Origin of the sequence: Pseudomonas sp. WP18, from assembly GCF_036689585.1 — a bacterium.
Classification (GTDB): domain Bacteria; phylum Pseudomonadota; class Gammaproteobacteria; order Pseudomonadales; family Pseudomonadaceae; genus Aquipseudomonas; species Aquipseudomonas chlororaphis_E.
Genome location: NZ_CP144758.1, coordinates 1,943,029 through 1,960,553 on the forward strand (window position 1 = coordinate 1,943,029; position 17,525 = coordinate 1,960,553).

General features: G+C 62.3%; 17 protein-coding genes. All 17 read left to right on the forward strand.

The window, feature by feature from the left end; all coding sequences use genetic code 11:
• Positions 1 to 2 precede the first annotated feature (2 nt).
• Positions 3 to 1,637, forward strand: a complete 1,635-nt coding sequence (sctC, locus tag V5F23_RS08555; RefSeq protein WP_042729594.1) for a type III secretion system outer membrane ring subunit SctC — start codon at positions 3 to 5, stop codon at positions 1,635 to 1,637.
• Positions 1,634 to 2,740: a type III secretion system gatekeeper subunit SctW gene (sctW, locus tag V5F23_RS08560; RefSeq protein ID WP_042729595.1), complete on the forward strand. Its 1,107-nt coding sequence runs from the start codon at positions 1,634 to 1,636 to the stop codon at positions 2,738 to 2,740. The genes sctC and sctW overlap by 4 nt, the downstream gene beginning before the upstream one ends.
• Before the next feature lie 23 nt (positions 2,741 to 2,763).
• A complete protein-coding gene (locus tag V5F23_RS08565; protein ID WP_042729596.1) occupies positions 2,764 to 4,812 on the forward strand; it encodes an EscV/YscV/HrcV family type III secretion system export apparatus protein in 2,049 nt (682 codons plus the stop codon).
• A gap of 15 nt (positions 4,813 to 4,827) precedes the next feature.
• Entirely contained in the window at positions 4,828 to 6,114 is a 1,287-nt protein-coding gene (sctN, locus tag V5F23_RS08570) for a type III secretion system ATPase SctN (protein ID WP_338498022.1), read from the forward strand.
• Positions 6,098 to 6,553 carry a type III secretion protein gene (locus V5F23_RS08575; RefSeq protein WP_047737422.1) on the forward strand — a complete coding sequence of 152 codons (456 nt, stop codon included), beginning with the start codon at positions 6,098 to 6,100 and terminating at the stop codon, positions 6,551 to 6,553. The genes sctN and V5F23_RS08575 overlap by 17 nt, the downstream gene beginning before the upstream one ends.
• Positions 6,550 to 7,371, forward strand: coding sequence for a type III secretion effector protein (locus V5F23_RS08580; protein WP_338498027.1), 822 nt, complete (start codon positions 6,550 to 6,552; stop codon positions 7,369 to 7,371). Before V5F23_RS08575 ends, V5F23_RS08580 begins: the two co-directional genes overlap by 4 nt.
• The gene (locus V5F23_RS08585) at positions 7,368 to 8,288 is read left to right on the forward strand and encodes a FliM/FliN family flagellar motor switch protein (protein WP_338498029.1); all 921 of its coding nucleotides are present in this window, start codon (positions 7,368 to 7,370) and stop codon (positions 8,286 to 8,288) included. Before V5F23_RS08580 ends, V5F23_RS08585 begins: the two co-directional genes overlap by 4 nt.
• Entirely contained in the window at positions 8,281 to 8,940 is a 660-nt protein-coding gene (locus tag V5F23_RS08590) for an EscR/YscR/HrcR family type III secretion system export apparatus protein (protein WP_123578608.1), read from the forward strand. The genes V5F23_RS08585 and V5F23_RS08590 overlap by 8 nt, the downstream gene beginning before the upstream one ends.
• Before the next feature lie 9 nt (positions 8,941 to 8,949).
• Positions 8,950 to 9,204, forward strand: a complete 255-nt coding sequence (locus V5F23_RS08595) for an EscS/YscS/HrcS family type III secretion system export apparatus protein (RefSeq protein WP_042732696.1) — start codon at positions 8,950 to 8,952, stop codon at positions 9,202 to 9,204.
• 4 nt (positions 9,205 to 9,208) lie between these two features.
• Entirely contained in the window at positions 9,209 to 10,012 is an 804-nt protein-coding gene (gene sctT, locus V5F23_RS08600; RefSeq protein ID WP_338498031.1) for a type III secretion system export apparatus subunit SctT, read from the forward strand.
• Positions 9,987 to 11,021, forward strand: a complete 1,035-nt coding sequence (locus V5F23_RS08605; protein WP_338498034.1) for an EscU/YscU/HrcU family type III secretion system export apparatus switch protein — start codon at positions 9,987 to 9,989, stop codon at positions 11,019 to 11,021. The genes sctT and V5F23_RS08605 overlap by 26 nt, the downstream gene beginning before the upstream one ends.
• Positions 11,022 to 11,308: 287 nt before the next feature.
• Positions 11,309 to 11,791, forward strand: coding sequence for a type III secretion system translocator chaperone SicA (gene sicA, locus V5F23_RS08610; RefSeq protein WP_338474482.1), 483 nt, complete (start codon positions 11,309 to 11,311; stop codon positions 11,789 to 11,791).
• Between the two features lie 2 nt (positions 11,792 to 11,793).
• Positions 11,794 to 13,554 (forward strand): type III secretion system translocon subunit SctE, encoded by a 1,761-nt coding sequence (gene sctE / locus V5F23_RS08615; protein WP_338498036.1) that lies wholly within the window; start codon positions 11,794 to 11,796, stop codon positions 13,552 to 13,554.
• Between the two features lie 28 nt (positions 13,555 to 13,582).
• Positions 13,583 to 14,635 carry a cell invasion protein gene (locus V5F23_RS08620; protein WP_042730838.1) on the forward strand — a complete coding sequence of 351 codons (1,053 nt, stop codon included), beginning with the start codon at positions 13,583 to 13,585 and terminating at the stop codon, positions 14,633 to 14,635.
• 13 nt (positions 14,636 to 14,648) lie between these two features.
• Entirely contained in the window at positions 14,649 to 15,740 is a 1,092-nt protein-coding gene (locus V5F23_RS08625) for an IpaD/SipD/SspD family type III secretion system needle tip protein (RefSeq protein WP_212803568.1), read from the forward strand.
• A 144-nt stretch (positions 15,741 to 15,884) separates the two neighbouring features.
• Positions 15,885 to 16,013 carry an acyl carrier protein gene (locus tag V5F23_RS08630; protein ID WP_338498878.1) on the forward strand — a complete coding sequence of 43 codons (129 nt, stop codon included), beginning with the start codon at positions 15,885 to 15,887 and terminating at the stop codon, positions 16,011 to 16,013.
• Between the two features lie 70 nt (positions 16,014 to 16,083).
• Positions 16,084 to 17,352, forward strand: coding sequence for a glycerophosphodiester phosphodiesterase family protein (locus V5F23_RS08635; RefSeq protein WP_123578615.1), 1,269 nt, complete (start codon positions 16,084 to 16,086; stop codon positions 17,350 to 17,352).
• Positions 17,353 to 17,525: the final 173 nt, after the last annotated feature.

Consider the following 17,525-nt stretch of genomic DNA (forward strand, 5'->3'; position numbering starts at 1 on the left):
CGATGAGCCGTCGCGCGTTGTCCCTGTCCTTGCTCCTGCTGCTCGCACCCCTCGCGGCGCGGGCCGACGTCTACAGCTTCGAAGCTCGCGAGCAGAGTGCACGAACGTTTTTCAGCGAGCTGTCAGGCGTGCTCGGCAAGCCTGTCATCGTCAGCAAGGTGGCGGCGGCCAAGCGGGTGGGCGGCACCTTCGACTTGCGTACGCCACAGCAGACGTTCGAGCGCATCAGCGCGCAAATGGGCCTGATCTGGTACAGCGACGGTCAGGCGATCTACCTGTACGACGGCTCGGAAATCAAAAGCTCGATGGCCTCGTTGCAGACGCTGACGGTGGCCAAGCTGCTGGCGTTTCTCAAGCAATCCGGGCTGCACGACCCACGCTACCCGTTGCGCAACGACGGCCTGCGCACCTTTCACGTGTCAGGGCCGCCGATCTACGTCGACCTGGTGCTACAGGCCGCGCAGTTGATGGACAACCAGCGCTCGGAGCTGTTGTTGGGCAAGCAGCAGATCGGCGTGATCCAGGTGCGCAATACCTTCGTCAGCGATCGCCAGTACGAATTGCGCGATGACAAGGTGACGCTGCCGGGGTTGGCCAGCGTGATCGAGGCGTTGTTGCGCGGTGAGCCGCAGCCGGTCGAGCCCACGGTGGCCCAGGCGCCCGGGCCACGGTCGCGGGCGATGATGCCGGTGTTTCCCCTCGAAGGCCTGGCGAACACGGCCTCGGAACACGACCCCACCGCGCCGCGCATCCTCGCGCGGGAAGTGGCCGCCGGCAACATTCGCGTGGTGGCCTACCCGGACACCAACAGCCTGCTGGTCAAGGGGCTGCCGGAACAGGTGCGCTTTATCGAGAACCTGGTGAACGCGCTGGACACACCCAAGCGCCACGTCGAGCTGTCGTTGTGGATCATCGACCTGCACAAGGATGAACTCAACCAACTGGGCATCAACTGGCAAGGCGCGGTGAAATCCGGTGGTACGTTCAGTGCGTCGCTCAACGCCGGTTCGGCGACCACCCTCGACGGTGCGTCGTTCGTCACCCGCGTACTGGCCCTGGAGCGCACCCAGCGAGCCAACGTCGTGTCGCGCCCGGTGATCCTGACCCAGGAAAACGTCCCGGCGATCTTCGACAACAACCGTACCTTCTATGCGCCGCTGGTGGGGGAGCGCAGCGTCGACCTGCAACACGTGACCTACGGCACCCTGGTCAGCGTACTGCCGCGCTTCGCCCAGGCCGACGAGATCGAGATGTCGCTCAACATCGAGGACGGCAACGAGGTCGAGCGCCCGGCCCAGGACGAGCGCCAGGGCGCGTTGCCGACGGTGGGCCGTACCCGCATCAACACGGTGGCGCGGGTGCCCCAGGGCAAGAGCCTGCTGGTGGGTGGCTTTACCCGTGACGACCACGGCGAGCAGATCGGCCGGGTCCCTGTGTTGGGCTCGATCCCGTGGCTCGGCAGGTTGTTCAGCTATCGCCAGAGCCGCTCGGCCAACACCGTGCGGGTGTTCCTGATCCAACCCCAGGAAATTCGCCAGGCCCTTGAACCTGACACGAGCGAGCCGGGCGGCCCATTGCTCACCCCGGAGCAGCACGAGCGCTTGCGGCGTTCTTACTTCAGGCTGTCGCAACCATGAGCCTGCCGCCGGTTTCCATGGGCGGACGCGCCGCCCAGGCCCGCCTGAACAGCGAGAAGGCCGCCGAGCATCCGCAGCCGTCGGTCGACGCCTGGGCGGACGCGGACGACAGCGCCACGGCGGCGGTGGCGCAGCGCATGGTGCAGATCAGCGACGAGCTGTCGGCGGCGCTCACCCAGTTCCGTGGCCGGCGCTTGTTCGAGCTCAAGTCCGAAACGCCGACCGACACCTTCGAGCGCGTGCTGGAGGACGACACCGTGCCCAAGGCGCGGCAGGTGCTGAGCCTGGCGCGGCTGGCGGACAAACCGGTGGCCTGGCTGCTGGACATGGCGCGACAACTGTTCCCCGACGACAGCGACCTGGCCCTGGTGCTACGGGCGTTGGTGCGCCGACGCAACCTGCAACGCCCGACCCGCCAGCGCCTCGAAACGCTGTTGCAGACGGTGGTTGCCCAAGGCTCGCCCAAGCGCATGAACGCCGGGATCAACGCGGCGCTCAAGGCGCGGATGTTCGGCGCGAGCATGGCGGTGCGGGCCGGCCTGCTGCGGGAAACCTACCGCGACTTTCTCGAATCCGACGACGGCCCGCTCAATGCCTACCAGGATTGGATCGCCCTGTACGGACCGTCGCAGCGCATGAACGTGCTGGCCTTCATCGAGGCCGCGTTGCTCACCGACATCAGCGCCCAGGACCCCAGTTGCTCGCACGCCGAGTTCGGGCAACTGCTGGGACGACTGACCGACCTCAAGCACCTGCGCTCGGCCGACGGGCTGTTCATCAACGCGTTGCTGGGCGATGCACTCGTCTGCCGGCACAACGCCGATGAGGCCGACTGGCTGGTGTTCCTGTTCGGCGTGCTGGCCTACCCCGATGACCTCGACCAATGGCTGCTCGGTGCGGTGGGCGAGCCGGTGCTGCTCAGTTCCCACCGTGACCGTTCGGCGCTGTTGCAGACCGTGCGCCGGCTCAGCCTGCGCTTGCCGCCGTCGTTGTTCGTCGATGAAGACGCGCCGGTGCGCCTGGCCCAACAGTTCACCCGCCTGGCCGATGTCGCCTATGCCCATGAATGCCTCGAACAGCGCCGCGCCGGCGGTTGCCCGTGATGCCGTCCCGGAGCCTGGCCTGAATGCTTAATGTGTTTTTGCGCAACGTCAGCGCGCGCCCGGAACTGCTGATCCTGAGCCTGATGGTGATGATCATCGCCATGCTGATCATCCCGTTGCCCACGGTGCTGGTGGACGCGCTGATCGGCCTGAACATCGTCATTTCGCTGCTGGTGTTCATGGGCTCGTTCTACATCGAGCGCATCCTCAGCTACTCGACGTTCCCGGCATTGCTGTTGCTGACGACGTTGTTCCGCCTGGCGTTGTCGATCAGCACCAGCCGGCTGATCCTGAGCCAGGCCGACGCCGGCGAGATCATCGCCTCGTTCGGTGACTTCGTGATCGGTGAAAGCCTGGTGGTGGGCTTCGTGATTTTTTCCATCGTCACCATTGTCCAGTTCATCGTCATCACCAAGGGCTCGGAGCGGGTGGCCGAGGTGGCCGCACGCTTCTCCCTGGACGGCATGCCGGGCAAGCAGATGAGCATCGACGGTGACCTCAAGGCCGGCGCCATCGATGCCGCCCAGGCCCGGGAAAAACGCAGCGTGCTGGAGCGTGAAAGCCAGTTGTACGGCTCCTTCGACGGCGCGATGAAGTTCATCAAGGGCGATGCCATCGCCGGCATCATCATTATCTTCGTCAACTTCATCGGCGGCATGGCCATTGGTGTCGGGCAATTGGGCATGGACATGTCCATGGCCCTGTCGACCTACACCCTGTTGACCATCGGCGATGGCCTGGTGGCGCAGATTCCCGCGCTGCTGATCGCCATCGGCGCCGGGTTCATCGTCACTCGGGTCAACGGTGACGACAGCAACCTGGGTCGCAACATGCTCAGCCAGATGCTCGGCAACCCGTTCGTGCTCGGTGTCACCGCGTTGCTGGCGGTTGGCGTCGGCCTGCTGCCGGGTTTTCCCTTGCTGACCTTCCTGGCCATTGCCAGCGCGCTCGGGCTGGTGGTGTTCGTGCGCCAGCGCAAGGCCTGGCGCCATAGCTCGGCCGAACAGCGCGCCGAACCCGCCGGCCAGGACGCGCCGCAGGCCGATTCTGGCTTGCTCGAAGACGTCGACCACATCGCCACGGAGACCGTCGCACTGATGCTGCTGGTGCCCGCCGCACGCTTGCCAGCGCTGGAAAAGCAGCGGTGGGCCGCGCGCTTTCGCAGCCAGTTCTTCGTCGACTACGGCTTGCGCATTCCCGAACCCCGGCTGCGGGCCAGCGAAGCGCTGCCGGCGCATCAAGTGGCGGTGCTGATCAATGAAGTGCGCGCCGAACAGTTCGACATTCACTTCGACCACTGGCGCCTGCTGGACTATTCACCCGAGCTTGAGCCCCTGGGGTTCGCCCTGGTGCGCGGCAACGACAGCAATCGCCAGGGCGGGGTCTGGGTTGGCGCGGCCGACCGCGAGCGGGTGCAGCAACTGGGCTATCACCTGCGCCCGGCGGACGAGGAATGCTATCGCTGTCTGGTCACGTTGCTGGCGCGCAACATCCGCGAGTTTTTTGGCGTGCAAGAAACCAAGCAACTGCTCGACGAAATGGAAAGCCGTTATCCCGACCTGCTCAAGGAAGTGTATCGCCACGTCACGGTGCAGAAGATCGCCGAAGTGCTGCAGCGCCTGATCGGCGAGCGCATTTCCGTGCGCAACATGAAGCTTGTCCTTGAATCGCTCGCACACTGGGCCTCCCGGGAAAAAGACGTGTTGGCGCTGGTGGAACACGTGCGCGGGGCCATGGCCCGCTACATCAGCAACAAGTTTGCCCAGGGTAACGACTTGCGCGTGCTGCTGTTGTCGCCGGAGTTCGAAGAGGGAGTGCGCCGAGGCATCCGGCAAACCTCCGGCGGCAGCTTCCTCAACCTTGAGCCGGCCGAATCGGAAGAGCTGATGGACCGCCTCAGTGTTGGCCTGGACAGCCTGCACATCGCCCACAAAGACCTGGTGCTGCTGTGCTCGGTGGATGTGCGGCGCTACATCAAGAAACTGATCGAGGGCCGCTTTCGGGAGCTGGACGTCATGTCGTTCGGCGAAATCTCCGAGACCGTTTCGGTCAATGTCATCAAGACGCTGTAGGGAGATCGTTCGTCAATGAACCTGCGCCTGGAACGACACGCCGCCCATCCCCTGCGCCTGAGCGGCCCGCTGATCGAGGCGGCGCTGGGCGAGGTGGTGGTGGGGGAGGTCTGTGAAGTGCGTCGGCACTGGCGCTCGCCCGAGGTGGCGGCCCGGGCGCAGGTCATCGGCTTCAAGCCCGGCGCCGTGCTGCTCAGCCTGCTGGGCGAGGCGAAAGGCCTGTCCCGGGAGTCGATGATCGTGCCCACTGGCGCCACCTTGCAATTGACCTGCAGCGATGCCTTGCTCGGCAGTGTGGTCGATCCCCAGGGCCGCATCGTCGAGCGCCTGGCACCGTCGACGGCCGTGGCGCAACGGGACTGCCCGGTGGACGCCGACCCGCCGTCGTACCAGCAGCGGCGCCCGGTGGCGCAGCCGTTGCCCACCGGCATTCGCGCCATCGACGGCCTGCTGACCTGCGGCGTCGGCCAGCGCCTCGGCATCTTCGCCGCGGCCGGGTCCGGCAAGACCACCTTGATCAACATGCTGATCGCGTACACCGATGCCGAGGTCTTCGTGATCGGCCTGATCGGCGAGCGTGGGCGGGAGGTGACCGAGTTCATCGCGCACCTGCGCGAGTCGCCCCAGCGTTCGCGCTGCGTGGTGGTGTACGCCACCTCGGATTTTTCCTCGGTGGATCGTTGCAACTCGGCGCTGCAGGCCACCACCATCGCCGAGTACTTTCGTGACCAGGGCCGGCGCGTGGTGTTGTTGCTCGATTCACTGACCCGCTACGCCCGCGCGCGCCGCGACCTGGCCCTGGCGGCCGGTGAAGCGCCGGCGCGGCGCGGTTTTCCGGCCTCGGTGTTCGATGCCTTGCCGCGTCTGCTGGAACGCCCCGGCGTGACCGCTGGCGGCAGCATCACCGCGTGGTACACGGTGCTGCTGGAAAGCGATGACGAACCGGACCCGATCGCCGAGGAGATTCGCTCGATCCTTGACGGCCACGTCTACCTCAGCCGTGCGCTGGCGGCCAAGGGGCATTACCCGGCCATCGACGTTTTGCGCAGCGTCAGCCGCGTGGCGACACAAGTCACCACGCCGCAGGCTCGGCAATTGGCCGCGTCTGCCCGGGACACGCTGGCCCGTCTCGAACAGTTGCAGGTGTTTGTCGACATGGGCGAGTACAGCCCAGGGGCGGATGCGGCCAACGACCGGGCGATGCAATGCCGCGACGCCCTCGAGCAGTGGCTGCGCCAGCCCACGGATGAGCGCTGCGAGCCCGATGAAACCCTGCGCCGCCTGCATGACATCCTCGCTTGATGGGCGCCGCCTGCTGGCCCTCAGTCAGTGGCGCCAACAGCGCGGTGAGCACGCGCTGCTGCGCGTCCAACGGCAATTGCAGCCGCTGTTGCAGGAACGGCGCGACTTCGAGACGCAAGAGGCGGCGCTGCTTGAGCTGTTGGCCAGCCACCGCGCGAATGACTGCGTGCTGGATCACGGGCAACTGTTGGCGCTGCTGCGTACCCAGGCCGTCATCCGGCGACGGATCGATCTGCTGCGAGTCGAGCGTGACCGCGTCGACCAGCAGTGCGGGGCGGTTGAGCAACAGGTGCAAACCCAGCGCGAGTGCCTGCGTTCGTTGCAGCGCAAGCACCTTCAGCTTCAGGGTGCGGTCGAGCAGCAACGCCGCCGGCAACGGCTGGCGCAGATACGCCAGGAAGAACGGGAGCAGGAAGACATGACGGGGATGAGGCGATGAATCAGATTGTCGGGGCGCCCGCTCGGCCGGTGCAAACGTTGGAGCCCGTTGGCGAAGGGCGACTGGACGAGCGGCAGGACATGCTCGTCCCGGTGCAGGAAGAGGACTTGCCCCAGGGGGTGCTGGACCTACTGGCGGCGTTGCCGGGTTTTCCCCGACGGCAGTTGGACAGCGGTCGGGGGTTGGCTCGGCATGCGATGCCTATCGTTCAGGAGGGCGACGCCGTCCAGCACCGCGACGCGTCGCTGAGCGGCACGGTCGCGAGAGATGTCGTGCATGAGCGAAGCGTGACCGCGAAGCCTTTGCCACAGGCGAGCCCGTTGTCCGAGGCGATGTCAGTGGCGGTGTCGTCACGGCTGGAAATGGCCGTTGAGTACACGAATCTACCCATGCAGGCGGCACCGATGGAGCCGGCGCCGGCCGAGCCGTTCGCGGCTGTCGAGCAAGCGCTGCGCATGTCCGCACCGAATTCGCAGGTTGTCCGCCTTGTGCCCGGCGCTATCCCGGCGCCGCTTGCTCCCGTGGTCATGCCGACAGCGCCGGACGCAGGGGTGATGACCTCGCCGGGATTACTGCAGGTGCCGTTCAACAACGGTGCGGCCAGCGGCCAGGTGACGATCCATCGGCTGCCGGACGAGTCCGCTCGCCTGATGCTCAGCCCCAGCAATGCCTTGGTCCTGGAGCAACTCAAGGAGCCTTTCGCCCAGGCGCGGGAGCCGGCCTGGCGATTGACCGACAGTGGCGGCGAACAACCGCGCCAGGGGTCGCAGCAGACGCCGGATGACGATCAGGACGAAGCGCCGGAACATCCCGCGTGAGGGCCTTGAAACTGCGGCGGGTCGATTCCCGGCTGCACGCCTGTACGCAAGCGATTGAGCGTTGGCGCCGGGCCGGTCGGCCGGCCGGATTGGGCCGGGTGCCTGATCGCTCGGGCTTTATCCAGTTTCGCGCGCTGGGCGACGGCGGGGACTGGCACGGGCTGATCCTGGCCCATGACTGGCTGCATCGAGCACTGCCGACCTCGCCGTCGTGGGTGGGGCGCCATAGCCCGTTGTCGAGCATCGTCGCTTTGTTCCGTGCGGTGCCTCGGCCCTTGCCGTTGGCGGTGGACGAACTGCGCTACAGCCGGCTGGCGGACATCGAAGGCGTTGAAGGAACGCGATGCCCGACGCACGACCTGCCCTGGCTCGACACGCCTCGCGGGCGCGTGTGGGTCACACGCTTACCGCCGCGGGGCCGCGTGGTCGAGCCAGGGTCACACGCCTGGCTCCAGGCATTGCCGATGCGCCTGGTGTTGCAGTTGGGCGTCAGTGAACTGCGCGCTGCAAGGCTTCGGCGCCTTCACAAAGGCGATGTCCTGCGCATCACCGAGCGGACTCAGCACGGTTTGCTGGCAAACCGTTGCCTGGGCGTTTTCACATTCACCGAAGAGGGCTTACACATGCAACCGAGCGTGGCCGATGCCGATCCACCGATCCCCCCGTCACCTGGCCCGGCCGTCGATCCGAGCGCGCTGATGGTGCGCCTGGAGTTCGTCCTCGCGAGCTGCGACATCGACTTGGCGCGGCTGTCGCAATTCATCGACGGGCAACTGATCCCACTGGCCGCCGATGCCGCGCAGCACATCGAGATTCGCGCCAATGGCCGGCCCGTGGCCGTGGGGGAGTTGGTGCAAATGGAGGCGCAGTTGGGCGTTGAGCTGCTTAAGGTCTATCGGAACGGCAGCGATGAATGACGTTTCGCTGATCGCGCTGCTGGCGTTCGCTTCGCTGTTGCCGTTCCTGGTGGCGGCGGGCACGTGCTACCTGAAGTTCTCCATCGTCTTCGTCATCGTGCGCAACGCCCTGGGGTTGCAGCAGGTGCCTTCGAACATGGCGCTGAATGCGATCGCGCTGATGCTGGCGATCTTCGTCATGACGCCGGTGATGAAGCAGGGCCATGACTATTACAAGCACGAGGCGGTGGTCTTTACCGACCTCGAGTCGGTGGTGAATTTCGCCGAGAACGGCCTGGGCAGCTACAAGGATTACCTGCGTCGGTACACCGACCCGGAGCTGGCGCTGTTCTTCGAGCGCGCCCAGGCGGGCCAGGTCGATGCCGACGCCGACCGGTATGCCGAGGATGACCTGGCGCCGTCGTTGTTTTCGCTGCTGCCGGCCTATGCGTTGAGTGAAATCAAAAGCGCCTTCAAGATCGGCTTCTACCTGTACCTGCCGTTCGTGATCGTCGACCTGGTGATTTCCAGCATCCTGCTGGCGCTGGGCATGATGATGATGAGCCCGGTGATCATCTCGGTGCCGATCAAACTGGTGCTGTTTGTCGCCCTCGACGGTTGGGCGTTGCTGTCCACCGGGTTGGTCAAGCAATACCTGACGTTGTTGGCATAGGGGCGGACGATGAACGACCTGGTCTATGCCGGTAACAAGACCCTGTACCTGATCCTGCTGATGGTGGCCTGGCCGATCATCGTCGCCACGGTGGTCGGCCTGGTGGTGGGGTTGATCCAGACCGTGACCCAGTTGCAGGAGCAGACCCTGCCGTTCGGGTTCAAGTTGTTGGCGGTCGCCGCCTGCCTGTTCCTGCTCTCGGGCTGGTACGGCGAAACCCTGCTGGATTTCAGTCGCGAAGTCATCCGCCTGGCGTTGGACTAGGCCGATGTCGATGACCTTGTTCTTCGAGCTGTACGCCGGGTTTGCCGCCGCGCTGCTGGGCGTGGCGCGCCTGGCGCCGATGTTCTTCATGCTGCCGTTTCTCAACAGCGGTGTGCTCACCGGCGTGCCGCGCCAGGCGGTGATCGTGCTGGTGGCGCTGGGGTTCTGGGCCTATGTGGGCGTTCCCGTGCCCACCCTCGATAGCCTGGCATTTCTTGGTTTGATGCTGCGCGAGGCGAGCATTGGCGTGCTACTGGGCGGGCTGTTGTGCTGGCCGTTCTGGGTGTTGCATGCCATGGGCAACCTGATCGACAACCAGCGCGGCGCGATGCTCAGCAGCACGGTGGACCCGGCCAACGGCGTGGACACCTCGGAGCTGGCGAACTTTCTCCAGTGGTTCGCCGCGGTGGTCTACCTCGAAGGTGGCGGCCTGCTGTTGATGCTTGAAACCGTTGCCCAGAGCTATCGTCTATGCGCGCCGGCGAGTGGTTGCGCGATGAACCTGCCGGCTATCCATGCCTTACTGGACATGCTGGTGGGCAAGACCCTGGTGATCAGTGCACCGGTGGTGGCCGCCTTGCTGGTCAGCGAAGCCCTGCTCGGCTTGCTTTCGCGCTATGCGCCGCAGATGAACGCGTTCTCGGTGTCGCTGACGGTCAAGAGCCTGGTGGCGCTGGTGGTGCTGATGCTGTACTTCGGCGTGCACCTGCCGGATGAAGTGCTGCGAATGGGCAGCACGTCCGCAGGCCTGGCCGACTACCTGGAGGCCGAGGAGGGCGGGCATGTCGTCCAGCGCCTCGAAGACTGAAAAACCCACGGCCAAGCGGCTCCGGGATGCGGCCCGCAAAGGCCAGACGTTCAAGGCCAAGGACCTGGTCATCAGTTGCCTGACCCTGTGCGGCATCAGCTACCTGGTCTTCAACAGCTCGCTGGTCGAGGTCATGGAGGTCTACCGGCGGATCATCGACAGCGGCTTTGACGCCGACCTGCAAGCGTACTCGATGATGTGGGTGCTGCTGGGGCTGGAAGCGTTGCTGCCGCTGTTGCTGGTGTGCGTGCTGACCAGCGCCGTGCCGGCTTTGCTGCAAAGCGGTTTTGCCTTGGCCAGCGAAGCGTTGAAACTCAATTTTGGCGCGTTGAACCCGGTCAATGGCTTCAAGAAGTTGTTCAGCCTGCGCACCGTCAAGGACACCGTGAAGGCGCTTTTGTACCTGGGCAGTTTCGCCCTGGCTCTATGGCTCGTCTGGGTCACGCAACGGCCGCTGCTGTTTGCCCAGCTGTTCGCCCAGGCCCCCGATCTGTTCGCGATCTGGGGACGTTTGTTGCTGGTGCTGGTGCTGGCGTTCCTGGCCTGCGTCGTGTTGATCGTCGTGCTCGATGCGGTGTGCGAGTACGGGTTGTTCATGAAGGACCAGATGATGGACAAGGATTCGGTCAAGCGCGAACACAAGGAGCAGGACGGCAACCCGCAGATCAAGGGCCGCCGCCGTGACCTGCACATGGAGCTGCTGTCGGAGCAGGTCAAGTCCGACGTGCGCAGCTCGCGCATGATCATCGCCAACCCGACCCACATCGCCATCGGCGTGTATTTCCGCCCGGAAATCACCTTGCTGCCGTTCATTTCCCTGATGGAAACCAACCAGCGCGCCCTGGCCGTGCGGGCGTACGCCAAGGAGGTGGGGGTGCCGGTGGTCAACGACGTGACCCTGGCCCGGCGCATCTTCAAGACCCACCAGCGCTACAGCTTTCTCCAGGTGCAGGAAGTGGAGCAAGTGCTGCGCTTGCTGATCTGGCTGGAGCAGGTGGAGCAGGCGTGAGGCCGATGTGCGCCCAGGCTCATGCACAACCCTGTGGCGAGGGGATTTATCCCCGCTGGGCTGCGCAGCGGCCCTAAACCAGACAACGCGGTGCGTCATGTCAATTGAGTTTGCCGTTTTGGGGCTGCTGCGCAGCCCAGCGGGGATAAATCCCCTCGCCACAAAAGATTTCTGCCGACCAGGGGAAGGCACTCACCGCAATGAGCGCAATTTGGCAGCGCCCCCCACCCGCGGTTTGGCTCAATGCACCCGTCAGCGACGCTGGCATTTTTTCAGGAGTGGGGCCGATGAGTCGCAACAACAAACAAGACGAGCAGGTGGCCCTGGAGGTCGTCGATGCGGTGCTCGCGGGCGCGGCGTTGAAAGACGTGCAGGGCATCAGTGACGAACACATGGCCAGCCTCTATGCCTTCGCCTTCGAGTTCTACGAGCAGGGGCGCCTGGACGATGCGCAGAAGTTCTTCCACTTCCTGTGCATCTACGACTTCTATAACAGCGATTACTGGATGGGACTGGCCGCCGTGCACCAGCTCAAGCAAGACCACCAGAAAGCGATCGACCTGTATGCGATTGCCTTTGCCCAAGGCAAGGACGACTACCGGCCAATGCTCTACACCGGCCAGTGCCACCTGGCCCTGGGCAAGGTTGGCAAGGCCCGGTTGTGTTTCGACTACGTGCTTGAGCACGCCACGCAAGACACGCTGCGCGAGCAGGCCAAGGTGTATCTCGACACCTTGGCCCACATGGAACAGCAATGTTCGGAGGACTGAACATGAGTGAGATTACCCGCCCCGCGTACCCGGGCGTCACGATGAACCGCGCCGAGGCCTTTGAGCGCTACGGCGCCGCCGCCAGCCAGGCCGCCAGGACCACGCAGTACCGCGAGGCGGGCCAGAAGGCCCTGGAGGACCTGATGTCGGTGCGCTACGAAGGCCAGGGTGGCCCGTCCACCTCCAGCCTGGGCCGGCCCGTGCTGCATCCGCCGCTGCGAGCCGACGGCAACAGGCAGGAGACCAATGGCGACCTGTTCACCTTGTTGATGGCGATGATCAGCGAGCTGATCGGTGAAGTCGACGTCAACAAACTGAAGAACCGCCTGGCGATGCTGCAGAGCATGGCGAGCGCCCGGCAGCAGGGGCTGGAAAGCCTCTCGGCCGATTACGCCGCGGCACTCCAGGCCTGGGCGGCGGCCGAAGGGCAGGTCGGCAGCAGCCAGGAGCATCTCGAGCAATTGCATGAGCGGCTCGTGCATGCGCAGGGCTTGCTGGCCGAAAGCGAAGCCCGGCTGGCGCAGTTGGACCCAGGGTCCGCCGAGTACGCTGAAGAACTGAGCCGCCATGACCAGCTCAAGGGCGAGTTGGCGAGCCACACCCAAGCCTTTAGCGCGGCGACCGAGGCCCACCTGAAATTGATCGGCATCGCCAATGCCTTTGCCAACACCTTGAGCGGTTTGGTCGCCAGGGTGGTGGTGTCGGGCATGAGCGGCTCCGCCACCCAGGACACCGATGAGAAAGCCCTCAGCAGCAGTGCACTGGCCTTGCTCAATCGCCTCAAGATCATCGAGTTGCTGGGTGAGGCGGCGCAGAACAAGGAGGAACTCAGCCAGGCGCTGTTCCAAGAGTTGCAGGTCAAGCTTCAGGAACACATGAAGCGTGAGTCGGATAAATACCTGGAGGAAGTCCGCAAGGCCGAGGCACTGCAGAAAACCATGGGCTGCATCGGCAAGATCGTCGGGGCGATAGTGAGCGCTGCCACCCTGGTCGCTGGCGTGCTGACCGCTAACCCGGTGCTGATCGCGGTGGGCGTGATCGGCGCGGCGGTGATGATCGGCGATGCGGTGGTGGAAGCAAAAACCGGCAAGTCATTCATGGCCGAGGCCATGAAGCCGCTGACCGTCGTCATGCAGGAAGCCATCAAGCGGTTCACCGAGCTCTACACCCAGCTCTTGATCGATTTCGGCGTCGATCCCGAAAAGGCCCGAGACATCGCCCAGATCGCCGGCATGATCCAGGGCGTGATCTCGACCCTGGCGGCGGTGGCCCTGGTCGCCATGGTCGGGGTGCAGGTGATCGGGCCAATGGTGAGTGCCGTCGCTTCGAAACTCGCTTCCGTGGCCGCCCAGGCAGCACCCGCCGCCATGCAAGCCATGAAGCAGATGGCGTCGTCGGTCGGTAACGCCCTGACGCAGGCGCTGACCCAACTGCGTGGTTTCATCACCCACGGCGCCGATCCGGTGACGCTGGCCCGTTATGCCGCGAACCTGGAGATCGCCCAGGCCCTGACCGAATTCGGCAGCGTGGCGGTGCAGGGCGGGTTGCAGATCCAGAGCGGCAAGCACCAGGCCCAGGCCGCCGTGCACCTGGCGGACGTGCGGGTGCGCATGGCGATCAGCGAGGAAATCAGCCGGTACCTGACCCAGGTGGTCGAGGACTACGGGCAAGCGATGCGCGACAGGACCCGACAGATCGAACAGGTCTTCGCCGACCTGCAACGCAGCCATGCCGTGAGCCTGAGCATGGTTCGGCATGTTTGAAATCAATCACTGACCCCAGGTATCCGAGATGATCAATCCTTACGCTACGACCGGGATCGCCCCTGTACGGGTCGATGCCAACCCAGAGCACCCGTCCAAAACGTATCGCTCCGGTTCCGCGGTGTTCGACGCGGCCACCGCCAGTCAGGTACTCGAACGCGACAGCTTCATCGCGGCGACTGAGCTCGAACGCAGAATCAACGCCTATCAGCCCACCGAAGCGGATGGGCAAGACTTCATGGCGGCCTCGATGATGCTCAGCGACGACGCGCGCAACGAACTGATCTTCGACCCCGGTGCCTGGGAAAAGCACGCCAACGTGTTGGTGGCCGCGATCATTGCGCTGAACATCGCGCGCGTCGCCAACGCGCAACTGCGCGGCCATTTCACCGTCATGGCATCCGACGCGGCCAAGGCCCAAGGCAGGGCCATCGTCGAGTCCGGCCAGGCGGCGCTGTACAGCGCCATCACCGCGGCCGTGGTGTCCGGCGCCGTCGCCGGCTTTTCCATGGTCAAGACCCTCCACGGGCAGGCGCTGAAACACGCCGACATCGATCTGCACAGGCGCAACGCCTTGGACGCCGGCAACCTCGAACGCGACCTCAAGCTGCAGCGCCAGCGGGAGGACTGGGACCCGAAGACCACCTACAAGATCAACACCCTGGATGATTTCGCCCGTCCGACCACCGTCGATTTCAGACCCAAGGGCGCCACCCTGACGCCCCAGGAACAGGCCTGGTTCGACGGTGAGATCCTCAAGGCCCAGAAGGTCGGCCAGACCTCCGACTGGCTGAGCCAGATGGGCAGCCAGGGCATCGAGAAAAAACTGGAAATCGGCCGCGCCCTCGGCGCCATGTCGATGAACTTAAGCCAGGTAGTGGCCAACGTGGTGCGCCTCACCGAGCACGCCGCCCGGGAGCAGGAAGTGCTGCAGCAAAGCGCGCAGAACAGCCAGAAGAGCCTGGCCGATGAAGTCGCGCAGAAAGACGCGGCCGAAGCCGCGTTGTTGCAGAAGCTGATGGACATGGTGATGCAGCTTTTCCAATCGCGCGCCGACGTCGTGCGTGCCGTTGCCGCTTGAGGGCATTCATAAGATGGACATACAAGGTGTCACCCAAACGCCTCGGCAAGCGACCTATGCCGATCATTCGGATCCCGCGCCGGCCCCGCCTGAAATGAGCGCGATGGGTCAGTCGGCCTTCCAACCGGTGGACGTATTGGAGCGTTCTTTCAAGACGCTCAATCGCCACCTCCAACGAATGCTCGAATGCTCGGCAGACACGATCGGTCGTTTGAAGAGCCTGACGGCCGAAGGCTTGGCGAAGATGGATCTCGCAGAGGCCTTCGAACAGATCCACGCCAAGCGCACACGGTCGCAGTTGTGGAGCTTGCAATTGCGTCAGTGCAGCGCGGCCATGACCGGTTGCATGAGTGCTCTGGACGAAACCCGGCTTCGCCAGCTCGAAAGCAAACAAGGCGAAATCCTGCGCGATCTCAAGGTGCACCTGGACAAGGACAAACCCATCGAGATCGCGGAGGCCCTGGACGCCTCGATCAATTCCTCGAACGATTTCTTCGAAAAGCTCCTCGAACTGATCGACCTGATCAAAAACGGCTACCTCGCCGGCTACGAGCACATCATCGCCGCCTATTCGGACTTCTTCGCCGACTTCAACGCCGAGATCACCGCGCAGATGAAGGACTGGATCGAGGGCGCGAACGACGGCAAGGACGTCAAGCTCGATGCCGGTGCCTTACGCGCCGCACTGACCCGGCTGATCGAAAAATACAGCCATCCCAACCCGGCCTCCGTGCTGTTTCCAAAACCCGGGGAAGGCGGCGCCAGCAAGGACGAAGCCGAGAAATGGCTCAAGGCCCTGGGCCTGCCCGGCAGGTGTCTCAAGCCAAACGGCGACGGCACCTGGTGCGTGGTCATCGACCTTGACCCGCTCACCCTCATGAAGGAAGGCCTGCCCGCCAGCGGCGGCACCGTGACCTGGGACACCGCCAAGTACAACCAGTGGCAGACCGGCTTCAACGCCCAGGAAGAACGTATGAAGAACCTGCTGCAGTCGTTGACCCAGAAGTATTCGAACGCCAATGCCTACCACGACAACTTCAACAAGACGCTGTCGGCGCATTTGAATCAGTTTGCGGATATGTTGCGGGCGATGTTGAATTTTTAATTCGTGTAGGTGCTGTGGATGGGCTTGTCGGTCGTTGAGATTTCTGTTGAGGCTAAGGTTGCTTATATACTGTCCGAGTATTTGGGTGTGTCGTGTAACTTGGAAAGTTGCTTGAGAATAGTTGAAGACTTGAATGTCGACTCTATGGGGGTGGTGGAAATTGTTGTGCTGATTGGTGAGGAGTTTGATATAGAGGTTCCTCCAGATCAGGTGGCAAGATGGAGGTCTGTTATGGATATAATTAATACTGTGCAGGACGTGTTGAGGAGGTAATGATTTAAATATTGTCGTTTTGTTGATTTAATGTTTTGTCGATGTTGTTTTTTGGTGCTTGAGGTTTATTATGTTTTGTCAGGCTTCTGCTGGTGCGGGTATTTCTTCTCTGGTTTCGGTCTGTGATGGAGTTAGTTCACTAGCCTTGGGTGAGTCGCGTCTTGATTTAAACGAGCAGGAAATTCAGGAGATGTTACAGTCTAGAGGTAATAATGACCTGCTTAGAGAGCGTACGGGGAATAACCTATTGCTTGTTGCCCATCGGGGTCTAGGTCCGACGAGTGTGTTTGGCTCCACCTTTCCAAAGGAGTTGCCTCCCGAAAACAGTATCTCTAGCATCAGGGCTGCCATCATGCAGGGCGCAGACGCTATTGAAATTGATATCTTCAAAGCGGCGGATGGCACTGTTGTTGTTACGCATGATGATGAAATTTGGCGCAATGAGTACGGAGCAGATCGTACGGGCGCTCAGTTACCTTTTGGTGAGACGAAAGACTCATATCTAGTCGGTAAAAAAACGATTGATCAGTTGAGAGAGGTGTCGATAGGGCGCGATGGAGAGGTTATGCCCACGTTTTTAGAAGTGGCTGAGCTCGTCAATAATGCTAATGATGTATTGGCGAAATATGAGCAGCGACCTATTTTGTTGAATATTGAAATAAAAGATTCGACAGTGGTCTCCGAAATATTGGATTTGGTATGTGAGGGAGTTAGGCAGGCTGATAAATTTCCACTGGAGGATATAATTTTCTGTTCGTTTAAGCATGACGCGCTCAAAGATCTAAAGGTAGAGGCGGAGCAGCGAGGTATGCTGAATGTTAATATTGCTCCTGGCATAAAAACGACTGAATTATTTGGGAAGGAGAATGTCAATAAAGATTTTTCATTAAAGCAAGCTGATGCTACATATCCCGAATGGGCAATGGACAGTCTTCGGGCTCTCGTGGAGGGTAACGGATTTCAAGGTTACGATGGGGTGCTATGGGATTTGCGTGAGCCAATCGTCGATTTGGCAGTGGCCGGAAATAAAGTGATTCATGCATCGACTTCAGATTTTAGACAATACAATGATAATCGGGGTTTTGCCTTGCTTTTGTTGGAATTGAGTGAGCGAGTAACTACTTTTTTCAAGTGTGATAACGTTGATGATGCAAGGAAGGTTCTGCTGGAGTCGAGTCTTCTGCTGAATGGTGTTGGGATGCAGATGATGTATAAGCAGACGGCGGAAGGTGAAGACTGCTTTTATTTCTATAAAAGTCACGGTTGGCAAGATAATAGCGAAATTCTTACATTGGGGGCGGGCAAGGCTAAACCCTATTCGCAACTCAGGAATTACTGAGTTCACTTTTTTCAGTTGTCGAAGTTTAAGTGCTTCGTTGTTTTTTGTTGGTTGGCTTTGGGTTGCTGCTGCTGGTGGAATAATCCTACAAGCCTGGTCGTGTTTTCATTGTGACATAAGTTGTTTTTTCCTACGGATTAGCCTGAGTCAACTTCCTATAGTCACGCACCTCG